This is a genomic window from Nostoc sp., assembly GCF_036917755.1.
GTDB lineage: Bacteria > Cyanobacteriota > Cyanobacteriia > Cyanobacteriales > Nostocaceae > Nostoc.
Genome location: NZ_JBALFC010000050.1, coordinates 121231 through 143972 on the forward strand (window position 1 = coordinate 121231; position 22742 = coordinate 143972).

22 protein-coding genes are annotated in these 22742 nt (G+C 43.2%); 9 read left to right on the plus strand and 13 right to left on the minus strand.

Annotated elements, in window-relative coordinates; all coding sequences use genetic code 11:
- Nucleotides 1–60: 60 nt before the first annotated feature.
- Complete coding sequence (locus V7L05_RS12645) at nt 61–1023, minus strand: LysR substrate-binding domain-containing protein (protein WP_335164493.1); 963 nt, start codon at nt 1021–1023, stop codon at nt 61–63.
- A 148-nt stretch (nt 1024–1171) separates the two neighbouring features.
- Between V7L05_RS12645 and V7L05_RS12650 the strand changes: the two genes are divergently transcribed.
- Together V7L05_RS12650 and V7L05_RS12655 are read left to right on the plus strand one after the other, a co-directional pair.
- Nucleotides 1172–1300, plus strand: a complete 129-nt coding sequence (locus V7L05_RS12650) for a hypothetical protein (RefSeq protein WP_335164494.1) — start codon at nt 1172–1174, stop codon at nt 1298–1300.
- Complete coding sequence (locus tag V7L05_RS12655) at nt 1297–1998, plus strand: cadmium resistance transporter (protein ID WP_335164495.1); 702 nt, start codon at nt 1297–1299, stop codon at nt 1996–1998. The genes V7L05_RS12650 and V7L05_RS12655 overlap by 4 nt, the downstream gene beginning before the upstream one ends.
- 39 nt (nt 1999–2037) lie before the next feature.
- Here the strand turns inward: V7L05_RS12655 and V7L05_RS12660 are convergent, their stop codons facing one another.
- Nucleotides 2038–2196, minus strand: coding sequence for a hypothetical protein (locus tag V7L05_RS12660; RefSeq protein ID WP_335164496.1), 159 nt, complete (start codon nt 2194–2196; stop codon nt 2038–2040).
- A gap of 207 nt (nt 2197–2403) precedes the next feature.
- On the opposite strand from V7L05_RS12660, the gene V7L05_RS12665 reads away from it, so the two are divergent.
- Both V7L05_RS12665 and V7L05_RS12670 read left to right on the plus strand, forming a co-directional pair.
- A complete protein-coding gene (locus V7L05_RS12665) occupies nt 2404–3054 on the plus strand; it encodes a hypothetical protein (protein WP_335164497.1) in 651 nt (216 codons plus the stop codon).
- A gap of 233 nt (nt 3055–3287) precedes the next feature.
- Nucleotides 3288–3845 carry a YidH family protein gene (locus V7L05_RS12670; RefSeq protein ID WP_335164498.1) on the plus strand — a complete coding sequence of 186 codons (558 nt, stop codon included), beginning with the start codon at nt 3288–3290 and terminating at the stop codon, nt 3843–3845.
- Nucleotides 3846–3980: 135 nt separating this feature from the next.
- Here the strand turns inward: V7L05_RS12670 and V7L05_RS12675 are convergent, their stop codons facing one another.
- Both V7L05_RS12675 and V7L05_RS12680 read right to left on the minus strand, forming a co-directional pair.
- Complete coding sequence (locus V7L05_RS12675) at nt 3981–4703, minus strand: class I SAM-dependent methyltransferase (protein ID WP_335164499.1); 723 nt, start codon at nt 4701–4703, stop codon at nt 3981–3983.
- A 105-nt stretch (nt 4704–4808) separates the two neighbouring features.
- A complete protein-coding gene (locus V7L05_RS12680) occupies nt 4809–5957 on the minus strand; it encodes an alanine--glyoxylate aminotransferase family protein (protein WP_335164500.1) in 1149 nt (382 codons plus the stop codon).
- A gap of 189 nt (nt 5958–6146) precedes the next feature.
- Here V7L05_RS12680 and V7L05_RS12685 point away from each other — a divergent pair, with 189 nt between their 5' ends.
- Both V7L05_RS12685 and V7L05_RS12690 read left to right on the plus strand, forming a co-directional pair.
- The gene (locus tag V7L05_RS12685; RefSeq protein WP_334946569.1) at nt 6147–6536 is read left to right on the plus strand and encodes a DUF1499 domain-containing protein; all 390 of its coding nucleotides are present in this window, start codon (nt 6147–6149) and stop codon (nt 6534–6536) included.
- Nucleotides 6537–6564: 28 nt separating this feature from the next.
- Nucleotides 6565–7266, plus strand: a complete 702-nt coding sequence (locus V7L05_RS12690; RefSeq protein WP_335164501.1) for a DUF1345 domain-containing protein — start codon at nt 6565–6567, stop codon at nt 7264–7266.
- A 703-nt stretch (nt 7267–7969) separates the two neighbouring features.
- Here the strand turns inward: V7L05_RS12690 and V7L05_RS12695 are convergent.
- On the minus strand, nt 7970–10447 hold the full coding sequence (locus V7L05_RS12695; protein ID WP_335164502.1) for an ATP-dependent helicase: 2478 nt from the start codon (nt 10445–10447) through the stop codon (nt 7970–7972).
- Between the two features lie 95 nt (nt 10448–10542).
- Here V7L05_RS12695 and V7L05_RS12700 point away from each other — a divergent pair, with 95 nt between their 5' ends.
- Nucleotides 10543–12438, plus strand: coding sequence for a glycosyltransferase family 39 protein (locus V7L05_RS12700; protein ID WP_335164503.1), 1896 nt, complete (start codon nt 10543–10545; stop codon nt 12436–12438).
- 433 nt (nt 12439–12871) lie between these two features.
- On the opposite strand, the gene V7L05_RS12705 is transcribed toward V7L05_RS12700, so the two are convergent.
- The 6 genes from V7L05_RS12705 to V7L05_RS12730 all read right to left on the minus strand — a co-directional run bounded on the left by V7L05_RS12705 (nt 12872) and on the right by V7L05_RS12730 (nt 20925).
- Nucleotides 12872–14194, minus strand: a complete 1323-nt coding sequence (locus tag V7L05_RS12705; RefSeq protein WP_335164504.1) for a calcium-binding protein — start codon at nt 14192–14194, stop codon at nt 12872–12874.
- A 307-nt stretch (nt 14195–14501) separates the two neighbouring features.
- A complete protein-coding gene (gene aqpZ, locus V7L05_RS12710; protein WP_335164505.1) occupies nt 14502–15275 on the minus strand; it encodes an aquaporin Z in 774 nt (257 codons plus the stop codon).
- A gap of 1018 nt (nt 15276–16293) precedes the next feature.
- On the minus strand, nt 16294–17382 hold the full coding sequence (locus V7L05_RS12715) for a RuBisCO accumulation factor 1 (protein WP_335164506.1): 1089 nt from the start codon (nt 17380–17382) through the stop codon (nt 16294–16296).
- Nucleotides 17383–17510: 128 nt separating this feature from the next.
- On the minus strand, nt 17511–18917 hold the full coding sequence (locus V7L05_RS12720) for an ATP-binding protein (RefSeq protein WP_335164507.1): 1407 nt from the start codon (nt 18915–18917) through the stop codon (nt 17511–17513).
- A 31-nt stretch (nt 18918–18948) separates the two neighbouring features.
- A complete protein-coding gene (locus V7L05_RS12725) occupies nt 18949–20613 on the minus strand; it encodes an FAD-dependent oxidoreductase (RefSeq protein WP_335164508.1) in 1665 nt (554 codons plus the stop codon).
- A gap of 102 nt (nt 20614–20715) precedes the next feature.
- Nucleotides 20716–20925: a hypothetical protein gene (locus V7L05_RS12730; protein ID WP_335164509.1), complete on the minus strand. Its 210-nt coding sequence runs from the start codon at nt 20923–20925 to the stop codon at nt 20716–20718.
- 113 nt (nt 20926–21038) lie between these two features.
- Between V7L05_RS12730 and V7L05_RS12735 the strand changes: the two genes are divergently transcribed.
- Together V7L05_RS12735 and V7L05_RS12740 are read left to right on the plus strand one after the other, a co-directional pair.
- Entirely contained in the window at nt 21039–21221 is a 183-nt protein-coding gene (locus V7L05_RS12735; protein ID WP_335164510.1) for a hypothetical protein, read from the plus strand.
- 101 nt (nt 21222–21322) lie between these two features.
- Complete coding sequence (locus tag V7L05_RS12740; RefSeq protein ID WP_335164511.1) at nt 21323–21784, plus strand: DUF29 domain-containing protein; 462 nt, start codon at nt 21323–21325, stop codon at nt 21782–21784.
- 118 nt (nt 21785–21902) lie between these two features.
- Here V7L05_RS12740 and V7L05_RS12745 read toward each other — a convergent pair whose 3' ends face one another.
- On the minus strand, nt 21903–22010 hold the full coding sequence (locus V7L05_RS12745) for a type II toxin-antitoxin system HicA family toxin (RefSeq protein WP_335164512.1): 108 nt from the start codon (nt 22008–22010) through the stop codon (nt 21903–21905).
- Nucleotides 22007–22210: a type II toxin-antitoxin system HicB family antitoxin gene (locus tag V7L05_RS12750; protein ID WP_104908349.1), complete on the minus strand. Its 204-nt coding sequence runs from the start codon at nt 22208–22210 to the stop codon at nt 22007–22009. Before V7L05_RS12750 ends, V7L05_RS12745 begins: the two co-directional genes overlap by 4 nt.
- Nucleotides 22211–22742 lie beyond the last annotated feature (532 nt).

A 22742-nucleotide genomic window follows, 5' to 3' on the forward strand; every position in this document is an offset into this window, starting at 1 on the left:
CAGTGACTCTCCTACTTCAAATTTATATTTCTTCATATACATTGAATTTTTCTCGCTGACTTACTTATTTAACATAGAAGATATCAACATTTGTTCAAAGACTTTGGAAAGAGCAGTTTGAAAACGCTGACGATGTTTGAGTTTGAAAAAAGGTCGAACTATTTCTGCGTAGGCGTAGTCCGCCGTAGGCATCGCACCTTTGCCTTCTCTGTTATCAATCACTCGAATTGCCCGCAGAGTTCCCAGCTGGATTTCTTTTTTTACCATCAACTCAGAAATTCCAATTGCACCGACACCATCTTCGATCGCTGCTTTTGTCATCTCTCCACTATTGAACACTAAAATTACATTCAGTTCACTGAGATTGATTCCCCAATTTTGTAAGGCTTCCTCAAACCTTTGCTGGGTTCCAGAACCGGGTTCTCGCATCACCCAAAGGGTTTGAGTCAATTGGCTTAAGTCAATTTCTCCCCACTCAAACCAAGGGTGTTTTTGACCTACGACAATTTGCAAGCGATCGCTCCCCACTATTTCGTACTCCAGAGTATTCTGAAGCGCTGGCTTCACATCTCCTTCCACCAAACCCAAATCAAACTGTCCGGTCGCCGTTCCTACACAAATCTCTTCTGTATTGGCAAGGCTACAGTTAATCTGGATACCGGGATATCGGCTCTTAAACTCACTAATCTTGCTTGGTAGCCAGTAGTTACCAATTGTCAGACTCGACCCTAATTTCAATTCACCCCGTTGCAGATTGTTTAATTCTCGCAATCCTCTTTCAGTCAAGGAGACTTGATCGAGAATTTTCTGTGCTTCCACTTGCAATAATTTACCAGCCTCAGCAATCTCGATATGGCGACCAATCCGATGGAATAGTTTCACTCCGTATTCTTGCTCTAAGTTGTGGATTGCTGCGCTGACCGCAGGTTGTGTAATATAAAGCTCCTCTGCGGCGCGAGTAAAGTGTAAGTGCTGCGCCACAGCCTGAAATATTTTTAGCTGCTCAAGTGTCATTCCTGCCATTTATGGTATCCCTACAACTTGGTGTCAAAATTTTAATCACTTTCATTTATCATTCTGACAAACAAAAGCATTTGATTCTATCGGTTAGTTTGACTAAAGTATAAATCAAGGCTTCGGCACAGAAGCAAATGAGCAGGGGATGAGGGAGATGAGGGGGATGAGGGAGATGAGGGAGATTGCGCCAACGGAAACGCTACTTCGACACCGCTCAGTACAAGTCAGTACAAGTGCCCAATGCCCAATGCTCAAGGATGAAAATAAGGACTTGCAAAAATGAACGATTTAGTAACTGCAATTACCACAGGGATCACGGCATTCACTGCCACCAACATCGATGATATTGTCATTCTGACGCTGCTTTTTTCGCAAATAAATAAAACGTTCCGCAGTGGTCACATCCTTGGTGGTCAATATCTCGGTTTTGCTGCATTGATCATTGCTAGCCTTCCCGGTTTCTTCGGTGGACTAATTATACCGCAGGACTGGATTAGACTTCTTGGCTTAATGCCAATAATCATTGGTCTGAGTAGTTTACTAAAACGCGAAGAGGATTCAGCAGAGGAAGCCGAAGAAGAAACCGAGCCGTCTTATCCCTCTATAATTAGCAATTTTATCTCTCCGCAAACTTGCAATGTAGCGGCGATCGCCTTTGCGAATGGTAGTGATAATATCAGCATCTACGTGCCCCTGTTTGCCAACTCGGAATTAGATAGTCTGCTGGTGATATTAGGTGTCTTCTTTTCGCTAGTGGGTGTGTGGTGTTATGCCGCTTATAAGTTAACCTACTTGCCTGCGATCGCAAACTTTTTAACTGAAAATGGCAACACTTTTGTGCCTTGTATCTTGATTGGTCTGGGTGTATTTATAGTCATGGAAAATATTACTTTTACTCTTATAGCTGTAGCTTCTAGTTATCTCCTTTCATTGATTTTAAATATGAGTAATCAGCCATCGCCTAAAGAGCAAATTAATTAACAAAACAGAATTCAGGAGTCAGGAGTCAGGAGTCAGAATTCATTCTGAATTCTGTACGACTGGTGTTAGCAAAGCGGTAGCCAGTCTTCTCCCAATGGGAGAAGCTTTAGCGCAACGAGCCTCGGCAGCGCGGGAACAGGGGGTTTCCACGCCACTTGCTTTAAGCCGGGGAACCCGTTCAACGCAGTGGCTCCCCATGAGCGACTGCCGAACCCATTCGCGTAGCGACGACCATAGGAGAAGGGCATGTGAATAGATGGGTTTAAGTCCCCTACTCATTGATTCTGACTCCTGAATTCTGACTTCTGAATTCTTGATTAAGTCTTTAAGAAGATGTGCATCATGAACTTTTTCGTCAAAATGAATTAAAATCTGCAAAATTTACCCATTAACAGGACTCAAATCATGAAAATCTGGAAATCTCTGCTAATTGTCTTGATGATTTTCGTTAATTTAGCCTTTGCTCAACCTTCTTTTGCTGACAGACCAAAATTTAGCAAAAACCCTGATTACATCGAAGTCACTAAATCAATTAAAGCACTGACTAAGGCAAAAGAAGCCCAAACTGAAATCGAAGGTGTCACACCAGAGGAAATTCAGCAGAAAATCGATGAGTTAGCATTCCAAAAATATACTTTAGAGACAGGAATCAACTGGGGTCAATGCGACAACCAAACAGGTAAGACCATAGCAGTATACGGCAAAAGACCAAATGATGAAGAGAATGAAGATGCCGTATACGACAATGACCTGTATTTTCTAGCTGATGGTCAGTCCACTAAAGATAACTGGGATTGTGATGGCTTTTATCTCCCAAATGATGCCAAAATTGCAGGTTTAACCCCAGACGGACAAGTATTTACAGAGCCTGTTGCTATCAAGATAGCTGATGGCAGTAAGTTGGTGATTAAGACCAATCCAGATACTGCTGCAATTGAAATCAACTTTCCTAATGCTCAAATTGCCAAAGCTAACCAAGTTAACTGGTTTATCCCGAATGTATCACAGGCTCTAATAGATACACGAGTTCCTAATGCGCCTACCAATCAGTCTTGAAATAGAACTGCATAGTCTATATTTTGAATGATTGTTCTCAATTTAAATCGGGTGACAGCCAAAATCAGAGGAAAAACAGGACAAGCACTTGTGAAAAACCTCTCTGATCTGGGCTGTTTTTTTTATGACCCTTTATTACGTACAGTTGCTCTGTACCATCAATTACGAATTACGAATTACTCGGTCAGGCTTGTTTTATTTAGATATCTGCATTAAAATAAATTTTGAAAAAAATGTACAATCACAACAGGTATATTTTATTAGCGCAACTATTGCGCTGGGTGCAAGTCATCTGGAAGGAGATTTGCTATTACCTCCGCGTTTTTTTGCGAAGAGCCGCTTTGGGGATAAGGGTGTTATTGATGCAGTTAAAATTGAAACCTACAGAAGAAGATAAAGATAAAAAAAAGCCAGGACGACTGAATCCGTCCAGAGTCCGAGATCACTTGGCAAATGAGCGTACCTACCTCGCTTGGATGCGGACAGGGATCGCTCTTTTAGGTTTTGGTGTCGTCATCGTGCGTTTGCGTGCTTTCCAAGTACCTTTGATACCCCATCCTGGCAACGGCTGGAAGTTAGGTTTAGTCTTCTCGCTGGTGGGTTTGGTCACGGTGTGGCTCTCAACGTCACACTATTTCGCTGTCCGTCGTCATATCGAAGAAGATACTTATGAACCAACAGACCGTTGGGTGTTGCTGTTCAGTCTCGCTGTGATGATTCTCGGAACTGGGGTAATCTATTTTGTTTTTACAACTTCTTTAGATCCAATGAGTCCACTTATCCCTGAGTGATATAGTAATCCGCTTTGATTATTGAACTGACTTGCGTAGACTGGGAGTAGGGAATAGGGAGTGGGGAGTAGGGAATAAGCCTTTTCGATTAGTACTTAATTTGTTCAAAAATCAAATAGGAGTCCTATAGTATTTTCAAAATCGTACCTTATACAATTCAAATAATTCCCCTGATTTCTGCGCTACTACTTTACCACCAGCCGCTTTAATCGTTTTTTCCCACTTAGCCAAAGGCTCTAAAAACACCTCAGCCCCCAAATAGGTTTCCAGAACTGCCCAATCTTCTGCTAAGGGCTGTTCTGGATTGAGGATGTCAAACACAAAATGTCCACCTGGTTTTAACACCCGCTTGACTTCTGCCAATACAGCATCCCAATATTCCAGTGGAAAATAGCAGCTGAATCCGGTTGCGATCGCCAGGTCAAATTGCTCTGATGAGTAGTTTAACTGATCAGCTGCTCCCAACTCAACACCTTTGAACAGTTTGGAATTCAATTGTGGCCCACGAGAATTAAGGGTATCGCGTGCCACATTACTGATTTCTTGCCCATGAAAAAATGCTTGCCAATCCCGCCAAGGATAAATTAAAAAGCTGATACCACAACCGATATCTATACAGTGCTGGTTTTTTTGAGGTTGAGCAATTTCCCAGAAAGGGGAAGCAATTCTCCCTGAGAAACTACCAGCAATCCACTCGCGGAATATCGGCATCGCCTGTACTTCTGTTGGGAGTTCAAAGGTTTCACCTTGATATTCTCGGTTAAAGCGATAGGCTACTTGGGCTAATCTTTCGTCCCAGTTGGTTGATTTGTGTGAACTAAAGAGATTTTGGAACTGCGAATCGGACTTTTTAGACATTAGGTTTTTGCTGCTCTTTCTAAGGATTGTAGTCAAATTCGCTGTGCGATCGCCTTTTGTATCAGGTGCGTTACACTGGTGTTAACGCACCTAATTAGATCAAAACTACTTAGGCAAAACTTGCCTTAGTGCTGCTAAAAGTTGGTCAACACTTTCCTTACGACTATTAAAGCCCATCAATCCCACGCGCCAAACTTTACCAGCGAGTTCGCCAAGACCGCCGCCAATTTCAATATTATGTTCATTGAGTAACTGCCGAGCGATCGCTTTCCCATCTACCCCGGCGGGAATGCAAACAGTGGTAAGCGTTGGCAGTCTATACTCTTGCTCAACGTGCATACTCAATCCTAAATTCTCCAACCCTTCCCAGAGATATTCTACGTTTTTCTGATGTCGCTGCCAGGAGTTTGCTAACCCCTCTTCTGAAAGCAGACGCAATGCTTCCCGCAATGCATAGTATAAATTAATCGGTGCTGTATGGTGATAGGTGCGTTCAGCACCCCAATACTTACCCAGCAACAACATATCCAAATACCAGTTTGCAACCTTTGTTTGGCGTTGCTGCAATTTCTCAACTGCCCGCGTACTCATTGTAAAAGGCGAAGCACCAGGCGGACAACCCAACCCTTTTTGGCTACAACTATAAGCTAGGTCAACTCCCCAAGTATCCAAAAATAAGGGGACACCACCCAAACTTGTCACCGTATCCACTAATAGCAAAGTGCCAAATTCCCGACACAAATCAGCGACTCCTTCCAATGGTTGACGTGCGCCGGTGGAAGTTTCGGCATGAACTAGAGCTAAAATAGCTGGACGGTGAGTTTTTAAAGCCGTTTGCAGTTCATCCAGGTTAAAGACTTGTCCCCAAGGTTTGGTAATGGTTCGCACATCAGCACCATAACGCCCAGCCATATCTACGAGGCGATTACCAAAGTAACCAGCTACACCAATTAAAACCACATCACCGGGTTCTACAGCATTGGCGATGGTTGCTTCCATTGCGGCTGTTCCCGTACCACTGACTGCAATAGTGAGTGGGTTTTCTGTTTGCCATACGTAGCGTAGCAACGACTGAATTTCATCCATGAGTGCGAGAAAAGCTGGGTCAAGATGCCCAACCGGTGAGGTATTCATCGCTTCGAGAACTGTGGGATGGGCATTTGATGGCCCAGGCCCCAACAGTAAACGGGATGGGATTTCTAGCGGTGTGAGTTGCAAGCGGCCAGAGTCGTTGATTGAAATTGTTTGCGTCATAATTTGTCTTCGCCTAGACGATACTTACCGGATCATAGAGCGATGGCTTCGCCAACGCCAGAGGCGAACGCATCACCGATGTTTTAGTGAATCTGTCATTTGCCAGAAGATACATCTACGCCGCAACATATTACACTAATTTAAATAAAGTGTGACAGTCTACTTATTCACTTACCCGGAGAGATAATTATGGTTTTTGCTGGCAAACCACCAAATAATTTAGGTGTTAACAACGGTAAATTAGCATCCTGCCCTAATTCTCCTAACTGCGTTTCTAGTCAGAGTGCAGATGCAACCCACAAAATTGCACCACTGACTTTTACATCTACTCCACAAGAAGCGATGGCTAATCTCAAAAAGATTATTCAGTCCTTACCAAGAACCAAAATCATTACCGAAAGTAAAGATTATTTATATGCAGAATTTAAAAGTGCTTTACTGGGATTTGTGGATGATGTAGAATTCTATCTAGACCGGAATGCTAAAGTTATCCAAGTGCGTTCAGCCTCACGCTTAGGTCAAAGCGATTTGGGTGTAAATCGTCAACGAATAGAGACGATTAGAGCTAAATTAAAGTAATTCGTAATTGAATTACGAATTAGTTAAATTGGACTGGATAATATATGCGATCGCAACATTTGTGAGACTTAATTTATTTAAAAACTTTGACTCCCGACCCCGACTAATTTTTGCTGTCGGACTCGCTGTATTAGTTTCATTAATCCTTCCGCATTGGCTGCACTTAGCCACTCGCATTCTCTGTGCTTGGAACTCCGGTGTTGACTTTTTCTTAGCCGTGACGTGGTGGAAAATGATCAAGGCTACCCCAGAAAAAATTCGCCGTTATGCTGAGGGTGAATATGAAGGACATTTGGCTATATTCTTGCTGGTGATCGCTGCTGCTTGTGCTAGTGTTTTAGCCATTGTGTTTTTACTAACTGATAAAAAAGGCTTGTCACCAATTCTGCTTAAGCTACATGTCATACTTTCAATTATAACCATTGTCAGTTCCTGGTTACTAGTGCATACGATGTTTGCAGTCCAATATGCACACAGCTATTACAAATACATTAGACATAATAATAGTGAAGAAATCACTGGAGGTTTAGATTTTCCTCATAACGACTGTCCAGACTATTGGGAATTTTTATATTATTCTTTTGTAGTTGGCATGACTAGTCAAGTTTCAGATGTGGAGACGACATCACCCGATATGAGGCGCTTGACTCTGTTACATAGCATATTATCTTTCTTTTTCAATACCACCATTTTAGCTATGACTATTAATATCGTTGCATCGCTGATTTAAATTGGAAACTAGGGAATTGACGTGGTTCTCCATGCCGTGGGAAAATATGCAACGCAGTAGCTCTCCTTCTCCCCTTGGGAGAAGAAGTTATGTGTCTTGGTGTAGCCAGTTCATGATGGCTACTTAGTAAATTAACTCGCGTGTTCCCAGTCACTGAGTAACTCATACTGTTGTGCTGTTTTCTTGCATTTGCGGAATGGTACTTTAGGACTACCAATATTCATGCCAGAAAAAAACTGTTTTTTTGTCTTGGTGGGTCTATTTTCTTGTGTCGTTGAACTGAACTGTTGGGTTTCCATTAGTAAATAAATTTCTGATTAAAACCTGAACACCAATCAATCTATAACATCAATTTTAAAACGGCAAATTTCACTTTAAATTAAATAGCTTATCTCATACAAATATTCTGGGACAATCTGATCGCTAGAGCCTCGAATCAGTAATCCTGGAAGAACCTCTCCTACGTTCGCGTAGCGGCACGAAGTTTTAGCTCTCCCTTCCCTACAAGGGAAGGGGGGGGGTTAGGTTTTTGATTACTGAATCGATGTTCTATAGCAGTCCTAAATCATTTGTGAAAATTTCTGTTGATTCCTCTCTCTGCGCTCTCTGCGCCTGGAGCGGTTCGTTAAAACAGTAATTTTCACAACTCAGATAGGATTGCTATAGTAACTGGGGATTCTATTTAATTTATTAAGAGTTTTGATCATGCTTGTTTAGTCATTACTGCTAAATTCACCACACATTCAGGAAACTGACGCTTTAATGCTGGAAACACCGGACAAGGCGCTTGTTCTTGTAAATTCTCCGGCTTACTCCAAGTAAAAGGGGCTTTTTGCGCCGCAGACATCCACACCAGACGCTTTGCTCGTGTCATCGCAACGTAGAGTAATCGGTACTCCTCAGATATTTTCAAGTGCTTTGCTTGTTCCCATGCTTGTGTGACATCTGGTATAGTAGATTCTCCGTGGAGAGCAGCCCGAATTTGGGCGCGGGCTACTTCTGATAAGGTAAAATCCCCTAAAAATTGGCTTTGGGGAGGAACCCAAAATCTGCCAGGAATCAAGTTTTCGTGGAGAAAAGGAAGAAACACATAGTCCCAATCCAGCCCTTTGGCTTTGTGCATGGTAATAATGGTCAGTTGACCGCGACGAGTGTAACGTTCTTCCGAATCCTCGGTTTCCACTGGTTCAAACCGTTCAGAACTGACGATTTCACTTAAAGCTGACAGCATTCCCCCCATCGAACTATTGCCAGCTATCTGCTGGTTTACCCGTTCTGCGAGTTTGTCAGCAGTTGCCAATTCTGCCTGGTCATAATTTAAAGTCAAGGCTAGAAAGGAAATTAGCTGGTAGAGGGGCAATTCCAAGCGAGCGCGAAGTAAACTGCGACACAAGCGAGCAGCTTTTTGCACTGTTTCTGTCTGGGATTCTGCTAAGGGGCCAGGATACAAAAATTCTTCTGGGAGACTAGCAAGGGCGTTGAGGTCTTGGGTAGGAATTAATTGGCGCTGTACTAATGCTTCTAGTGCGGCTTTGAGGTAATCGGGGGAATGGGGGCGATCGCAAAATTGCAGTAATGCTAAAATCTCTTGGGGAACATGAGAACGGCGATCGCGTTCTCCCACATCATAAAGTATAATATTATGCTCTTTGCACACAGGTGTTAGAGACTCTGCTAGCCATCGTCCTTGGCGATTTTCTCGCACTAAAACTGCTGCACTATTTTGTGTTGGGTCTTCGCCAAATAATTCAATCACCCTTTGAGATAACAATTCAACGGTGTGATGAATGTCACGCGGTGTATAAAGTTCTAGTCCTCGTCCGATTGGTGCGGGGTTAGCGTTAGTTTGCGGATCACCAACTTCAACAGGGCGAATTGTTTGCAAGCGAAATGGTACTTGTCGGTTCTCAGATATCTGTTGTTTGTTGTTGGCTGTTATTAACCACTGATTATTGATCCATTTGAGGGCAAAGTTAGCAGCTTCAATGATAATTCTAGTACTACGACCAGCTTGATCCATCGTTGCCAATCGTTTAATGCGATCGCACTCTTCGCAAAATTGCCGAAAATAAATCGGATCAGCTGGGGTAAATGTGGAGTTAATCGCTTGGTTGGGGTCGCCAACTCGTACTAAATTCAGTGGGGAATGAGGAGAGACGCGATTAATCACGTCTCTACTGGGGAGTGAAGAGTTAGGAGTTAGGAGTGAAGAGTGAGGAGTTAGGAGTGAAGAATCATCTCCCTCATCTCCCCCATCACTTGCCAAAATTTCTAAAAGCTGCGTCTGAAGAGGGCTAGAATCTTGAGCTTCGTCTTCAAAGACGGCGAATACTTGGTTTTGCTCGATGCGACGAGCGCTGTCGTTTTCTAAAACGCGCAGTGCGGCTAAAATCATATCGTCGTAGTCAATGAAATCACGCGATCGCATTAAGTTTTGATATTGCTCATACAATCCCGCCGCTACGCTCAAAATTGCATATTCGTCTGTGGTTTGTTTACTCCACTCCCGCAACAATTCTGGCGATATCCCCGAACTTTTTGCTTCATGAATTACCGTATTAGCCAATTCCGGTAATACTTCTGTTCGCAGCACCGATTGGCGACGCAATCTTTCTGTCTCTTCTCCGTCAAATTGATGACCTTCTAATAACCGCAAATATATTCCTGAATTATTTGCAATCCATTGCTCTACAGCAGTTCGGATAAAGCGGTGACTTTGGGTTGGTGTAATTAATGTGACATTTTCTAATTGCAAACCTGACAAATCAGAATGGCGGCTGGCAATGTTTAACGCTAAACCATGTAGCGTATAGACAAAAAAGCCCATCTGAGGTAAGGATAAATCATCTCGTAAGAATTTGCGAATCTTCGCTTTAATATTGGCAGCAGCCGAGCGAGTAAAAGTCACAACTACCAAGTGACGACGCGAGGATGAACGTTCATATTGACGGGCGATCGCGATCGCCGCCGCCGCCGCCATACCAGTAGATTTGCCTGCACCAGGAACGGCAGAAATAGCTAAAGGGCCAGATTGCCAGTCAGCCATTTGTTGCTGTCCAGGGCGCAGACTGTTGCGGATTGCGAAAATCTTCTCTCGCAGGTTAGAAACAGGCGATCGCCTAGATAAGTCTGAGTGGAGTGATTCTGGAGGCACAGGAACGGTAATATTAGAGTCGGACATATCAAATTTTATATTTTAGATTTGGGATTTAATTTCAAAACCGCAGATATGAAAAATCATTGGTGTTTATCCGTGGTGACAAATATCTAAGCTCTATGAGGAAAAATCGCAGACTCTCTCTACGTGATTTGGGCTTACCTGAGGTAATTATACTTGGCGCTATCTTACGTTTTTGGCATTTAGACTTAAAACCTTTATGGATGGATGAGGTAATTACTGCTATTTTCAGTTTGGGTAAAAATTACAATGACTTGCCTTTAGATGTAGTGTTTCCTCTTGAGCGTGTGCAGGAGCTTTTTACCTTCCAGCCTGGGATTAGTTGTTCTCAAATTGCTAAAAACGTTGCCACCCAGTCTACGCATCCGCCGCTGTTTTTTTGCAGTATGTATAGCTGGTTAGGGTGGATAGCTCCCTTAGGATCAGAGTGGGTAGAAAAATTGCGATCGCTACCAGCTTTATTTGGTGTAGGTGCGATCGCGGCAATTTTTGGCCTCAATTATATTGCCTTTTCCAGAGCGTCTGGAATCATGGCAGCAGCGATTATGGCTGTTTCTCCCTTTGCTGTTTACCTTTCTCAAGAAGCACGGCACTATACCATGCCCATGTTCCTAATAACTTTAGCGTTATTAGGGCTAATGCAAATTCAACGCGATATCTTTGAGGAAGAGTCCTTTGGACTCGCTTCTCAACCAGAGGCTGCACTTCGGTATACTTCGACTGCGGTTCCATGTCCGCAAGTCGAGATGCTCAGTACAAGAGACTTTGTTACCACGCCAACGCGAACGCACATCAGATTTTGGATTTGGTTGTTATGGGCAATTATTAATAGCATTGGTCTTTATGTTCACTACTTTTTTGCTTTAGCATTTATCGCGGAAATTGCAACAATAGTTGTATTGATGTACTGGGGGAAGACACAGATATTTAATCAACGCCAAATCTGGCTTGCCCTCATTGTTTCCACTAGTAGTGTTGTGATTAGCTTCATTCCTTGGTTCATGGTGACATTGAGCCATATTCAACGTTCTGAAACAAATTGGTTGCCGGCTCCCACTCACATTGCACCCTTCTATCAAACTCTTATGAGCTGGATTTTGATGGTGATTGCTTTACCCGTAGAAAATCAGTTTCTACCAATTGCAGTTATCTATGGTTTTTTAATGGTAATTTTTGCCATTTGGGTAGGGTGGGAAATCTTCAAAGGTTTAAAGCTGCTGTGGTTAAAACCTAGAACTTATTTAGCGATATTAACACTTTTAAGTTTTACTATTTTCGTGTTATTACAATTCTTTGTTATTGTTTATTTTTTCGGTAAAGATATTACCATTATTCCACGCTATCATTTCGTCTACTATCCTAGCTTTTGCGCTCTCATAGCAGCCAGCCTCAATAAAAGTACCGAAATTGCCAACACTAACTTCCGGCTCTTAGACTTATCTCAAAAGTCATTTATCTTTTTACTTGTTGGTTTGATTAGTTGTGTTTTTGTTGTTTCTAATTTAGTGTTTCAAAAACCATTCCAGCCTGAGCAAGTAGCCCAAAACATGAATTTAGAACCTGCTGTACCTCTGATGTTGATAGTGGGATATAGCGATTATCAGGATGTAGCGTTGGGATTAAGTTTTGCCATAGCATTAGAACAACTTAGGAGTCAAAACCCTTCGGGAAAATTAAAAATTAACAACCTTGCAGATAAATCCAGGGGCTTGAATGCCGCTATTAACTCCGATAGTTTTGCTTTTTTACAGAAATATCCTGATTTATCTAATCTCTGGAAAAATCTTTCCCAAATGCCTGCACCAGCGACATCTAAGCTAAATTTATGGGTTGTTGGTTCTGGAATGAGAAAACGGGACTATCCGCAGCATTTAGAACTTTCTGGTCGAAATAATTGCACCATAGACCCTGAGCATCACTATCGCATAGGTGTTCCCTATCAGCTTTATCGGTGCGAAAATATCAGTAAACCAAAAAGTTTTTTGCCAAATTGACCAAGAGCATAAGCCCCTGTGCGATCGCTCAGATAATTCTGAGTGGAGTGATTCCGAAGGTACAGCAGTAGTAAAATTAGTATTTGACATGATAAAACTTTATATTTTCGTCGTGAGCGCTCAGTCGAACGATTTGGGATTTAATTCCAAAACCGCAGATATGAAAAATCATTGGTGTTTATCTGTGGTGACAAATATTTAATTGTAAATCAATTAGCTAATAGCTATATGCAGTAGAGACGCAAAATTTCGATTTAGAAGCTATGCAACTTAAACCAACAGAATTTGTTAAATACACTTCTACTTACTACTTTGTCGCAATTTCGATGCGTTTGCCCTGGGGGAGACACGGCAACGTCTCCCCCTAGTCAGCAGAAAAAGTATCCTTAAATCTGCCTTCTGATGTGAGTATTTTCTGAAGTTGATAATGTTCTTATTTAATACTGACTCCTAGCGTATAAGAAAAATCAGGTCCAGAGTTGATACCAAAGAAAGTTCCATTATTTTGAGGTGCGAAAGAATCTTTACTCACTGAAATGTAGTACGTACCTGCACCCAGGAAACCGGTGATTGGTGCCGATTTTTGACTGGTCAGTAGAGTCGCAGAATCGTTAAACAGTCCGATAATTGCCTTTCCCGATGTCACTGTGTTGACAGTGACGGTTCCTGAAGTTGGTAAATAAAATGTAAAAAAGTCAAAATCGGCATTGCCCCCGGTTTGAGCTGTTGCTAACTCACCGGAAATATTAACTTTTGAGCCTGATGATAAGGAACCTAACCCTTCAGCGTTACCCAATGTGTTGTTTGTACTTTGTCCAGCATCTTCCCGCTCATAGTAAAGGAAGTCATTACTACGAAGTTGGAGATTGTTTCTCCCCTGCACAATACCTATGAGTTCATCTACCTGTCCCGGTTGCTCATAGAATATTCGTGTGTTGCCTCCAACAGCTTGTAAGCGGTAGTCCTGTGGAATTCCTTTGAGTTGAATTTGATCTTGGTTAGACTGGAAGTCAGTAATAGTAGCGAAGTCCCCAAAACCAGGAGTCGTACTGTTGTTATCGTCGTAGAAAACATTTGCAGCATCTCCCAGGACAAATGTATCTGCCCCAGCCCCGCCAGTCAAGGTATCAATCTCCCCTAATCCAGGTGGAAGCAGACTACCAGGATAAACACCTATGAGGATATCGTTTCCATTACCCCCATTGAGTAAGTCATTGCCAGGCCCGCCCTGTAGACTATCATTGCCGTCGTCACCATTGAGGGTATCATTACCGAAATTACCATCTAGTGTGTCATAGCCTGCTCTTCCATTCAGAGTGTTGTTAGCACTATTACCAAAGAGGAAGTTGTTAACACTGTTACCTGTCCCGTCGATAGCGTTAGTTCCCAGCAGCTTCAAGTCGCCCAGTTCGGCACTCAGTGTATAGGTGACATAAGACAGGACGTTATCCGAGCCGCCATTAGGAGCTTCGATAATGATGTCACTTGTGTTGTTAATAATGTAAAGGTCGTCGCCTACTCCCCCATTCAAGATGTTGATACCTGTGCCGCCAGCAAGTGTGTCATTGCCAATGCCACCGATTAGAGTGTCATTTCCTGTCGCACCAGCAAGGGAATCGTTGCCAGCTGCACCATTCAAGCTATCGTTACCGGACGGAATATTGGCATTACCACCCTTAGCCCAACCAACTATCGTGTCATTTCCCAAAGTCCCATTTATCTTGTCAGGACGTGTAGTACCGTAAATAAATGCCATCTTAATCTCTCCTGAATTTCTCACTAATGATTAAAGGCACAAAGCAGATTTAAGTATTGCCCCTTTTGAGGAACTCCTGTAACAACCAGAAATTACAGGCTAGTACAGCTTTGCAGAGTTCGTAATTACTCTTATGTAAGGGTTTTAGACGTTTCAAATGGGTGGCTTATTTCTGCCTTGCTGTACTAGTACTTTGTCAGGCTAGTTTTGAAGGTTAGTAGTAAGGACTTTAATCCTTACTACTAACTTGCTTACCGATCAATTCTTTCTTGACAGACTACTAGTACAGCACGGTTGAAAATAGCTTTTAGACTAGCTCTTTGACATTTTGCCGTTCTTCCACAGTTGATTCACTAAAGACGGCTACATATAACCATCCTGCTAAAATAGCCCCGAAGATCGGAGCTATCCAGAACAGCCAGACTTGCGAAAAGAGTTCTACGCCAGCAAATATAGCAACTCCAGTACTACGAGCAGGATTAACCGAGGTATTGGTTACAGGAATGCTAATCAGGTGAATCAAGGTAAGCCCAAAACCAATTGCCAATGGTGCAAATCCTTTAGGAGCGCGGCTATCAGTCACACCCAGAATAATCACCAGAAACATGAAAGTCATCACAATTTCACTAATCAGGCAAGCAAACAGCGTGTAACCACCTGGAGAGTGAGTTCCGTAGCCGTTAGTGGCCAATGGGTTGGAGCCAGTCAGGGAAAATCCAGTTTTGCCGCTAGCAATCAGGTAGATAATGCCCGCAGCAACAACTGCACCGATTACTTGAGAGCCGATGTAAGGTAGTAAGTCAGACCCCGGAAAGCGCTTACCTGCCCATAGTCCAAAGGAAACAGCCGGGTTGAAATGACCACCAGAAATATGACCAAGAGCATAAACCCCTGTGAGGACGGTAAGCCCGAATGCCAAAGATACACCTACTAATCCAATACCCAATGGAAAAGAAGTACTCTCGCTGATTTTTGCGGTATCTGCTGTGTAGGCTGCGGCTATAACAGCACTACCACAGCCACCTAAAACAAGCCAGAATGTGCCGATAAATTCGGCCAAACAACGTTTCGTAAGAGGCATTTTGGGAAAACTCCTTGTTCAGCTACAAACGAGTGATAGCTATGTTGGACAATGTTTGAGTCATTCCTATCAACAGGAAATCTATTGCGTTTGTTTGGTTATGAAACTAAATCGAAAAAATAGGAATTTGTTTTTTCCTGAATAATTGCGGCGATAAAATATTAGGACTTACGCACTGTACAAACGAATCATCTTGTCTATTAACATAAATAGGTCGTTTCAGCCTTTTACAAACCATCCTTTGTTAGTTGCGTAGGCGTAGCCCGCCGCAGGCATCGCAAAAAGGTAGTTGAAAAATCTAGCTAAAAGGCTTGAAAAGCATATCTGTCATTTAGGCTTTTCTGTCAATGCGTAAGTCCTAAATATGAAGATACCGGAAAAGCTAAAATCACAAAAAAAAATGCCTAATTTCTTAAGAATTTTGCTCGAATGATACATCTGTTGAGATTCTTGATCCAGTACGCTATATGAAAATTTATTACAAAATTCAAATAATTTTATCAAACAGAATTCTTCTTCAAACACTTTCATCTGAAAAAATTTGGGTTTTTCCTGTTATGGTCGTTACTTTGTAACTGTTCTGACAATTTAGGTTATGTGGAAAAGCCACGAAAACCTAACCCCCTAACCCCCTTCCCTACTAGCCTTGGGGGAAAATTCAAAGTCTCTGACGCCACGTGCAACAATCTTTGGCTCGCCGCCCAACGCAGTGGCTCCTCCTTTTAGGAGAGAGATAAAGAAGAGAGGTTTTCCAGATACCGTGAAAAGTCAGGTAACTGTTCAGGTTATATTCTGATTAAGAGAGCTATAGGACTTACGCAAGAAACCTCTCAAACTCTTATTCCTCCGTGTCCTCTGCGTCCTCTGTGGTTCGATTTTCCGTTGCTTGTGCGTAAGTCCTGAGTTAAAACAAATGGTGGCATTGGCCAAACAGAAAATTGAACCAATGCCCCATCTGCTATTGTTTGGACAGTCTTAACAGATCAGATCACGGAGTTAGTCCTGTCTAAAATTGAATTTACTCGTCAATCTGCCATGAATCCTTAGTTAATTCTTCATCCAGAATTTTCTTAGGACGCACAATGATAATAATTTGTCCTAGTAGAGGAATTTCCGGCTCAGTTTCAAACCACTGAAAATCTAATTCACCACCATTTTCAACGACAAAGTAGTTGGAGATATCCCATTGTCGTTGGGCACGATCTATCACGACGACGACGGGTTCTATTCGGCTTTGGTTTTGGATGGGGAAGCGATCGCTATTGGCGATAATTACCACTGGATCTTCTGCTGCCAACAGCACTTGCCAACCTGGTAAAGGTACCCAAGCTTGCTCTCCAGAAAACTTCACCATGCGAAATGGTTCAATTTCTGTGACGATGGGCACAGCTTGCAAGTCTTGCCGTGACAATGGCAACTCGCCAACTACGGGAATGATTCGGGGTAATTGTTCTTCAGATTCCAGGCGGTAAAAAGGTAAAATTGGAGCCGGACGCTGGGGAACGGTAGTAAAATCAGTCAGTAGCTGTTCGATTTTTGTCCTTGCTTCTGGCGTGTGAGCAAAGCGTAAACCTTTGGCGATCAGACGCGATCGCTGTTGTAAATCTGTATTTTGGCGGGCCCGTTTCCAAACTTGGTGAGCAACTGCATCCCCAGGATGGGCAGAAAACCCTTCTGGTAAAAGGCGGAAATAGGAGAACTCTTTTATGGCTTTGGCCACTTCCCGCGCCTCATCCGCATCGACTTTCTGGAGGAAAATCAGTTCGGCGGCGCTGGCGCGTTCTTCTTGAGTAAGCAAACGCAGTTCGTATAAAATATCACTGCCGCGTGTGGCATAGTGCGATCGCGTTGCTGGCGAAGCTCCAAACTTTTCCAAAGAATTGTAAACTTGAGAACCAACAACCACCTGATTTTGTTGAATTGGCTCAAATCCGGTCGCCTCAAAAATTTCTTGGGGATTGTAACCGGCTTTTAGCAACGAGGCGATCGCCATTCCCCACTCTACCCAGTTGCCTTGTTTTTGCCTCAGCTTTCGCAGTAATTCTTGTGCCACATCGTTGTTAGCATTTTCTTCGGGATTTTGAGCGTTGGGTGGTAGATCGGTCATAATCGGAGTGCAATCTTAAACTTGAGAGGTTGAATTAATACCTCATGAGCAAGTCTTATTCTAATCTAGTGAACTACTCATACTTGCCTACGGCTGAAGTTGATCGCTCCCAATTCATCGGGAATAGTTCAAATAATTGATTGATTTGACAAGGGCAAGCAGATAGTGAAACAAGTTCTGCCTGGCTGTGACTCAAATGAGAGCGTACCGTGATGGCGATTTTCTACAATCCGGCGAACGGTTTCCAAACCGAGTCCTGAACCACGCCCCACTGATTTGGTGGTGAAGAAAGGTTCAAAAATGCGGGTTTTAATTTCAGGTGGAATTCCACTGCCAGAATCGATGATGTCAATATGGGCAAAGCGATCGCAATGGTATGTTGTAATTTCCAGGAGTCCCTTACCATCCATTGCATCAATGGCGTTGTCGATTAAGTTTGTCCACACCTGATTCAGTTCACTGCCATAAGCAAGCATTTTAGGAAGACATTGATCGTAATTGCGTTGTACTTGGACACCGCATTTAAGTTTATGAGCAAACAATCGCAATGTATCTTCTAAACCTTGATGCAGATTCACTTCTTGCTGAACGCCTTGATCGAGGTAAGCATAAGACTTCATCGCTTGCACAAGTTCGGAAATCCTCTGCGCTCCTCGCAAACCATGTTTAATCATCGACATGACTTCAAAGGAAAGCGATAGCCAGTGCAATCCCATTTCTCGCAATTCAGTGTCGTCGTTGCGCCAACGTTCCATCATCTGATCTAGAGTTTCGGCCTCAACACCACCTTCCGCTAAAGGTTCTGCTAATTTCCATGCTTGCTCTACACCATAATCTTCTAACCATTCCAGCAACACTGTTTCGCGATCGCTTAGTGTCACCGGATCTAAACGATCATTCAAAATTGCGTCATAACCCTGATCGCGCAGTCTCAACCAGTTTTGAGTATGCGCTTCCTCAACATTGCGTTGCCCATAAACTAAGTTCATTCGTTGTAGCTCCAGGATGGCGGCGGGCATTTCCTGGAAAGTCCGAACCAGGGCTGAGGCTGGGTTGTTGAGTTCATGAGCTAGACCGGCGGCAAGAGTTCCTAAAGCTGCCATCTTTTCCCGTCCCCGAATAAAGGATTCTAGCCCCCGAAGACGACGTTCCATAATGCGGAAGACCATCCGCTCAAAATCACGACATTCATGCAGCAGTTTGCGGAAGTCCTCTGCCTTAATTTCATAGAGGTTGCAATCTGTCAATGCCCGCATTGTCACAGGTACAGGTTCATCTGTGAGGACTGGAATTTCACCAAAAAAGGATGGGGCTTGATGTTGCCCGATGGGAATTTCAACTCCTTGACTGCGGCGGGTGAGATTAATTTTACCTTTGACTAGGATAAATAAGCCGTGTCCAGGCTCTCCCTCATGTGCCAACACTTCTGAGGTAGGGAGTTCAACCCTTTGAGCGCGATCGCAAACCCACTCCAATTGCTCTTTCGGAAGCTGTTGAAACGGGTCTAAGTTGATCAGTTCTTCAATACACAACATCAATCAACCTCCTGAGTTTTTCCGGCTCCAGCTAAACATTGCTCAGATAGCGGTGAACGAATTGAATGGCGATCGAACCTTCACCCACGCCGGATGCCACCCGCTTAATTGACCCGTAGCGCACATCTCCGGCTGCAAAGATACCAGGAACACTGCTTTCTAGCAAAAAAGGAGAGCGTTCCAAGCGCCAACCTGGAGGAGATTTGCCATTATCTATTAAGTCTGGCCCTGTGATGATAAACCCTTGAGCATCGCGTTGAATAACACCATCGAGCCAATCAGTTTTGGGGGTAGCACCGATGAAGATAAAAAGCGATCGCGCTGGCACGGTTTCAATTTGTCCAGTCAAGGCATGGGCAATCACAATTTCTTCTAGATGTTCATCTCCCTTTACTTCGATGACGCTGCAACCTGTGCAAACTTTGATATTTGCAGTAGCTGCAATCTGGTCAATCAAATATTGGGACATACTCGATGAAAGCGACTCACCGCGCACCAAGATGATCACTTTACTGGCATACTTAGAAAAATGCATTGCTGCCTGTCCCGCAGAATTTGCCCCGCCGACTAGGTAAACCTCTTCATTGCTACAGGCGATCGCCTCAGTCATGGCAGCACCGTAATAAATTCCGGCTCCTGTAAGCTTTTCGGCTCCTGGGACATTTAACCAACGGTAGGAAACGCCGGTTGCAACTAAAAGTGCATGGCAACTAATCTCGCTGCCATCCCCCAATTGCAGAACTCGATAAGGATCTTGCAGCTTAACTCCGGTTACTACTTGAGGAGTCAGAATTTCTACTCCAAATCGCCGCGCCTGGGTAACTCCTCGCCTGGCCAAATCGCTGCCGCTCAAGCCAACAGGAAACCCCAGATAGTTCTCAATGCGCGAACTCGTGCCTGCTTGACCGCCTGGGGCTTCACGCTCAATTAAGACTGTACTCAATCCCTCGGAAGCGCCATAGACGGCGGCTGCTAGTCCGGCAGGGCCACCACCCACGATCGCCAAATCATAAAAAGGCCGCTCTGCCTGGGTTTGCAATCCAATTTTCGCGGCAATCTCTAGATTAGATGGTTGGATTAATCGGGAACCATCGGCAAACAGCACCAAGGGCAATTGCTGTCTGCCATCAGTTTCTGCGTATTCCACTAATTTTGCTGCATCCGGCTCCAGTTCAATATCCCACCACTTGTATGGAATCTGGTTACGCGCTAGAAAGTCTTTCACCTGATGGGAAAAAGGCGACCAGCGATTACCAATGACTCGAATCCCTTCAAAGGGTGGACGGAATCCAGCTAGCCAGTCATCTAGCAAATCATCCAAAACCGGATATAGTCGTTCTTCTGGTGGATTCCAGGGCTTAAGTAAGTAGTAATCAAGTCTGACACTATTAATTGACTTAATCGCAGCATCCGTATCTGCATACGCCGTCAGCAAAGTACGTTTCGCATCAGGAAAGATGTCTTTTGCCTGTTCAAGGAACTCCACGCCTCCCATTTGGGGCATTCTTTGATCTACCAAAAATAGAGCAACTGCTTCATTCCGCAATTTGAGTTGCTGCACCACGTCCAGAGCGGCAATACCGGAATCTGCCCGGACAATGCGGAAGCGATCGCCATACTGATGCCGCAAGTCTCGTGACACCGCTTGCAACACTTCTGGATCATCATCGACGGTTAAAATTGCAGGTTTCGCCATAACTACTGTTATTTAACAATTGCAGTGCCTAGCTCTTATCGAAACAGAATTCAGGAGCGGAGCAAGGGAAAAGCTCCGCCGAGGTGTCAGAATACAGGAAATCTACTGTTTAACCAGTTGCTTTAAACGAAAGTATGCCTCTTCTGGTGTCAGTGGTTCTGATTGACTTTCATTAGGTATAAAAAATACCCAGGTATCGGGAAAGTAATGTACCACAAAGCTGGGAATCAAACCTAATGTTACTGCTTGCTTTCCAAGTTTTTCAGTTTGTTCTTCTAAACTCAGTTGGTCATTAAATGGATGTTCAGCCATACTTTAAAAAACCCTTGGTGAAACCTTAAAGGAATTTTTAGGACTTATGTTTTTGCCAAGCCTCAGAGAAAACCGAGTTAATAGTTAAGGTATCATCAACTCATCCTCGGAAATTGGCGAAGGTATTATTATTAAAACTTTATCTCTTTATGGGTTTAGCGATCGCTTGTTCAAATAGCTTTGTCATAGCTGTCAATGGTTACGAAAGTTATACAATAAATTATCTCTGCTTGCACTCTGTTGGGGTTGTTAGGGTGCGATCGCCACTTACAGGGGGCGTTTATGCCTGGACTTAACCTAAGAGTATACCGGACTATTAACAGTTCTACAATAAAAGCAAAGACCTTGAGGTTGAACTAACCTAATGGGTGTACCTGAAAAAAACCTAAAGATACCAATGCCTTCACCAAGCCTCTACGAAACTGATTTTTACGCTTGGACACAGGAACAAGTAACTTTACTTCGCAATGAGCAGTGGAGTCAGATTGATCGGCAAAATCTGATTGAGGAAATTCAATCTTTGGGTAAACAGCAACGTCAAGAACTGCGAAACCGTCTGAGTGTGCTGATTGGACATTTACTAAAATGGCAGTACCAGTCAGGACGCCGTAGCCGTAGTTGGTTAGCAACACTTCGGATTCAACGCTTAGATATTGCTGAACTGCTTGAAGATAATCCTAGCTTAAAGCCCTACCTTGAAGAAGCACTTCGCAAAGCCTACCTTAAAGGTGTCGAATTAGCTGTTGGAGAAACAGATTTGCCCAAGCGTACTTTTCCGGTAGAGTGTCCTTATAGTTTGTCAGAGATTGTGGATTATGATTTTTACCCCGGTGAACTAAGCAAGTTAGTAGATGAATGAGAGTAGTAATTTGAAATTAAAGTAAATCTTGTTCAGATAGCTGGGCTATTTTCATCAAGGCTTTCAAGGTTCCAACTTTCAAATCTTGATTGCGATTAACAGGAATTGACAGGATTTTTTATACTTCAGGGTTTTCAGAAATATAATGACTGCCAGTAATTCTTTGCAAAACCCAACCTTTTTGCTCCACAATCTTACAAAGTTGCTTGCCATAAATCGATTTCATACAGCAATTTCAACAACTTGATCTGTTGACTCAATTGCATTACGACTGTTAGCAACTTCAAGCCAACCTTCAATAGCGTCCTTTAAATTAGCCATTACCTCTTCTATGGTATCTCCTTCGGTAATACAACCGGGAAGCGCCGGAACCTCTGCCCAATAGCCGCCTTCTTCTGCTGGATGAATGATTGCTCTAATTTTCATAGACTTGTTAACTTAGGTTGTCATAATATGCTAACAACCATATCTGTTTGCTCTCAACTGTGGCTACTCAAATTAATATTGCTACGGTTCAAACAACATCTGCTTCTGCGATCGCTCACAATAGCAGAAGTGGTAGGATTTGAGTAGAAGCAAGTGTTGAGTTTGGTGGTGTCAATCCAACCTGCAATTATCAGCCAATGCATTGTTCTGCCTCAGTTTACTTAGCTTGTTATTGAAGCATACTTTACTCTGATAGCAGTGATGTGTATGCGCCAGTGCCAAATTGCTCATCACGCCATGCAATAACAACTGCTTGCAGCATATCTATTACAATCCTCTCCATGTTTGGTATGTCTTGCTTTGGATCACGAGCAATCGAAGTGAAGGTATCAACTGAATGAGTAAGTGGATTTCTGACGTGCTTCCACAAATCCTTTACTCTGACTTTTCCCGTTAAGTCTCAAAAAGCTTGCTCAGATAGGATTGTGGAAAAAGCACAGCATACAAGGTACAGTAATTGAAATTCGGTATT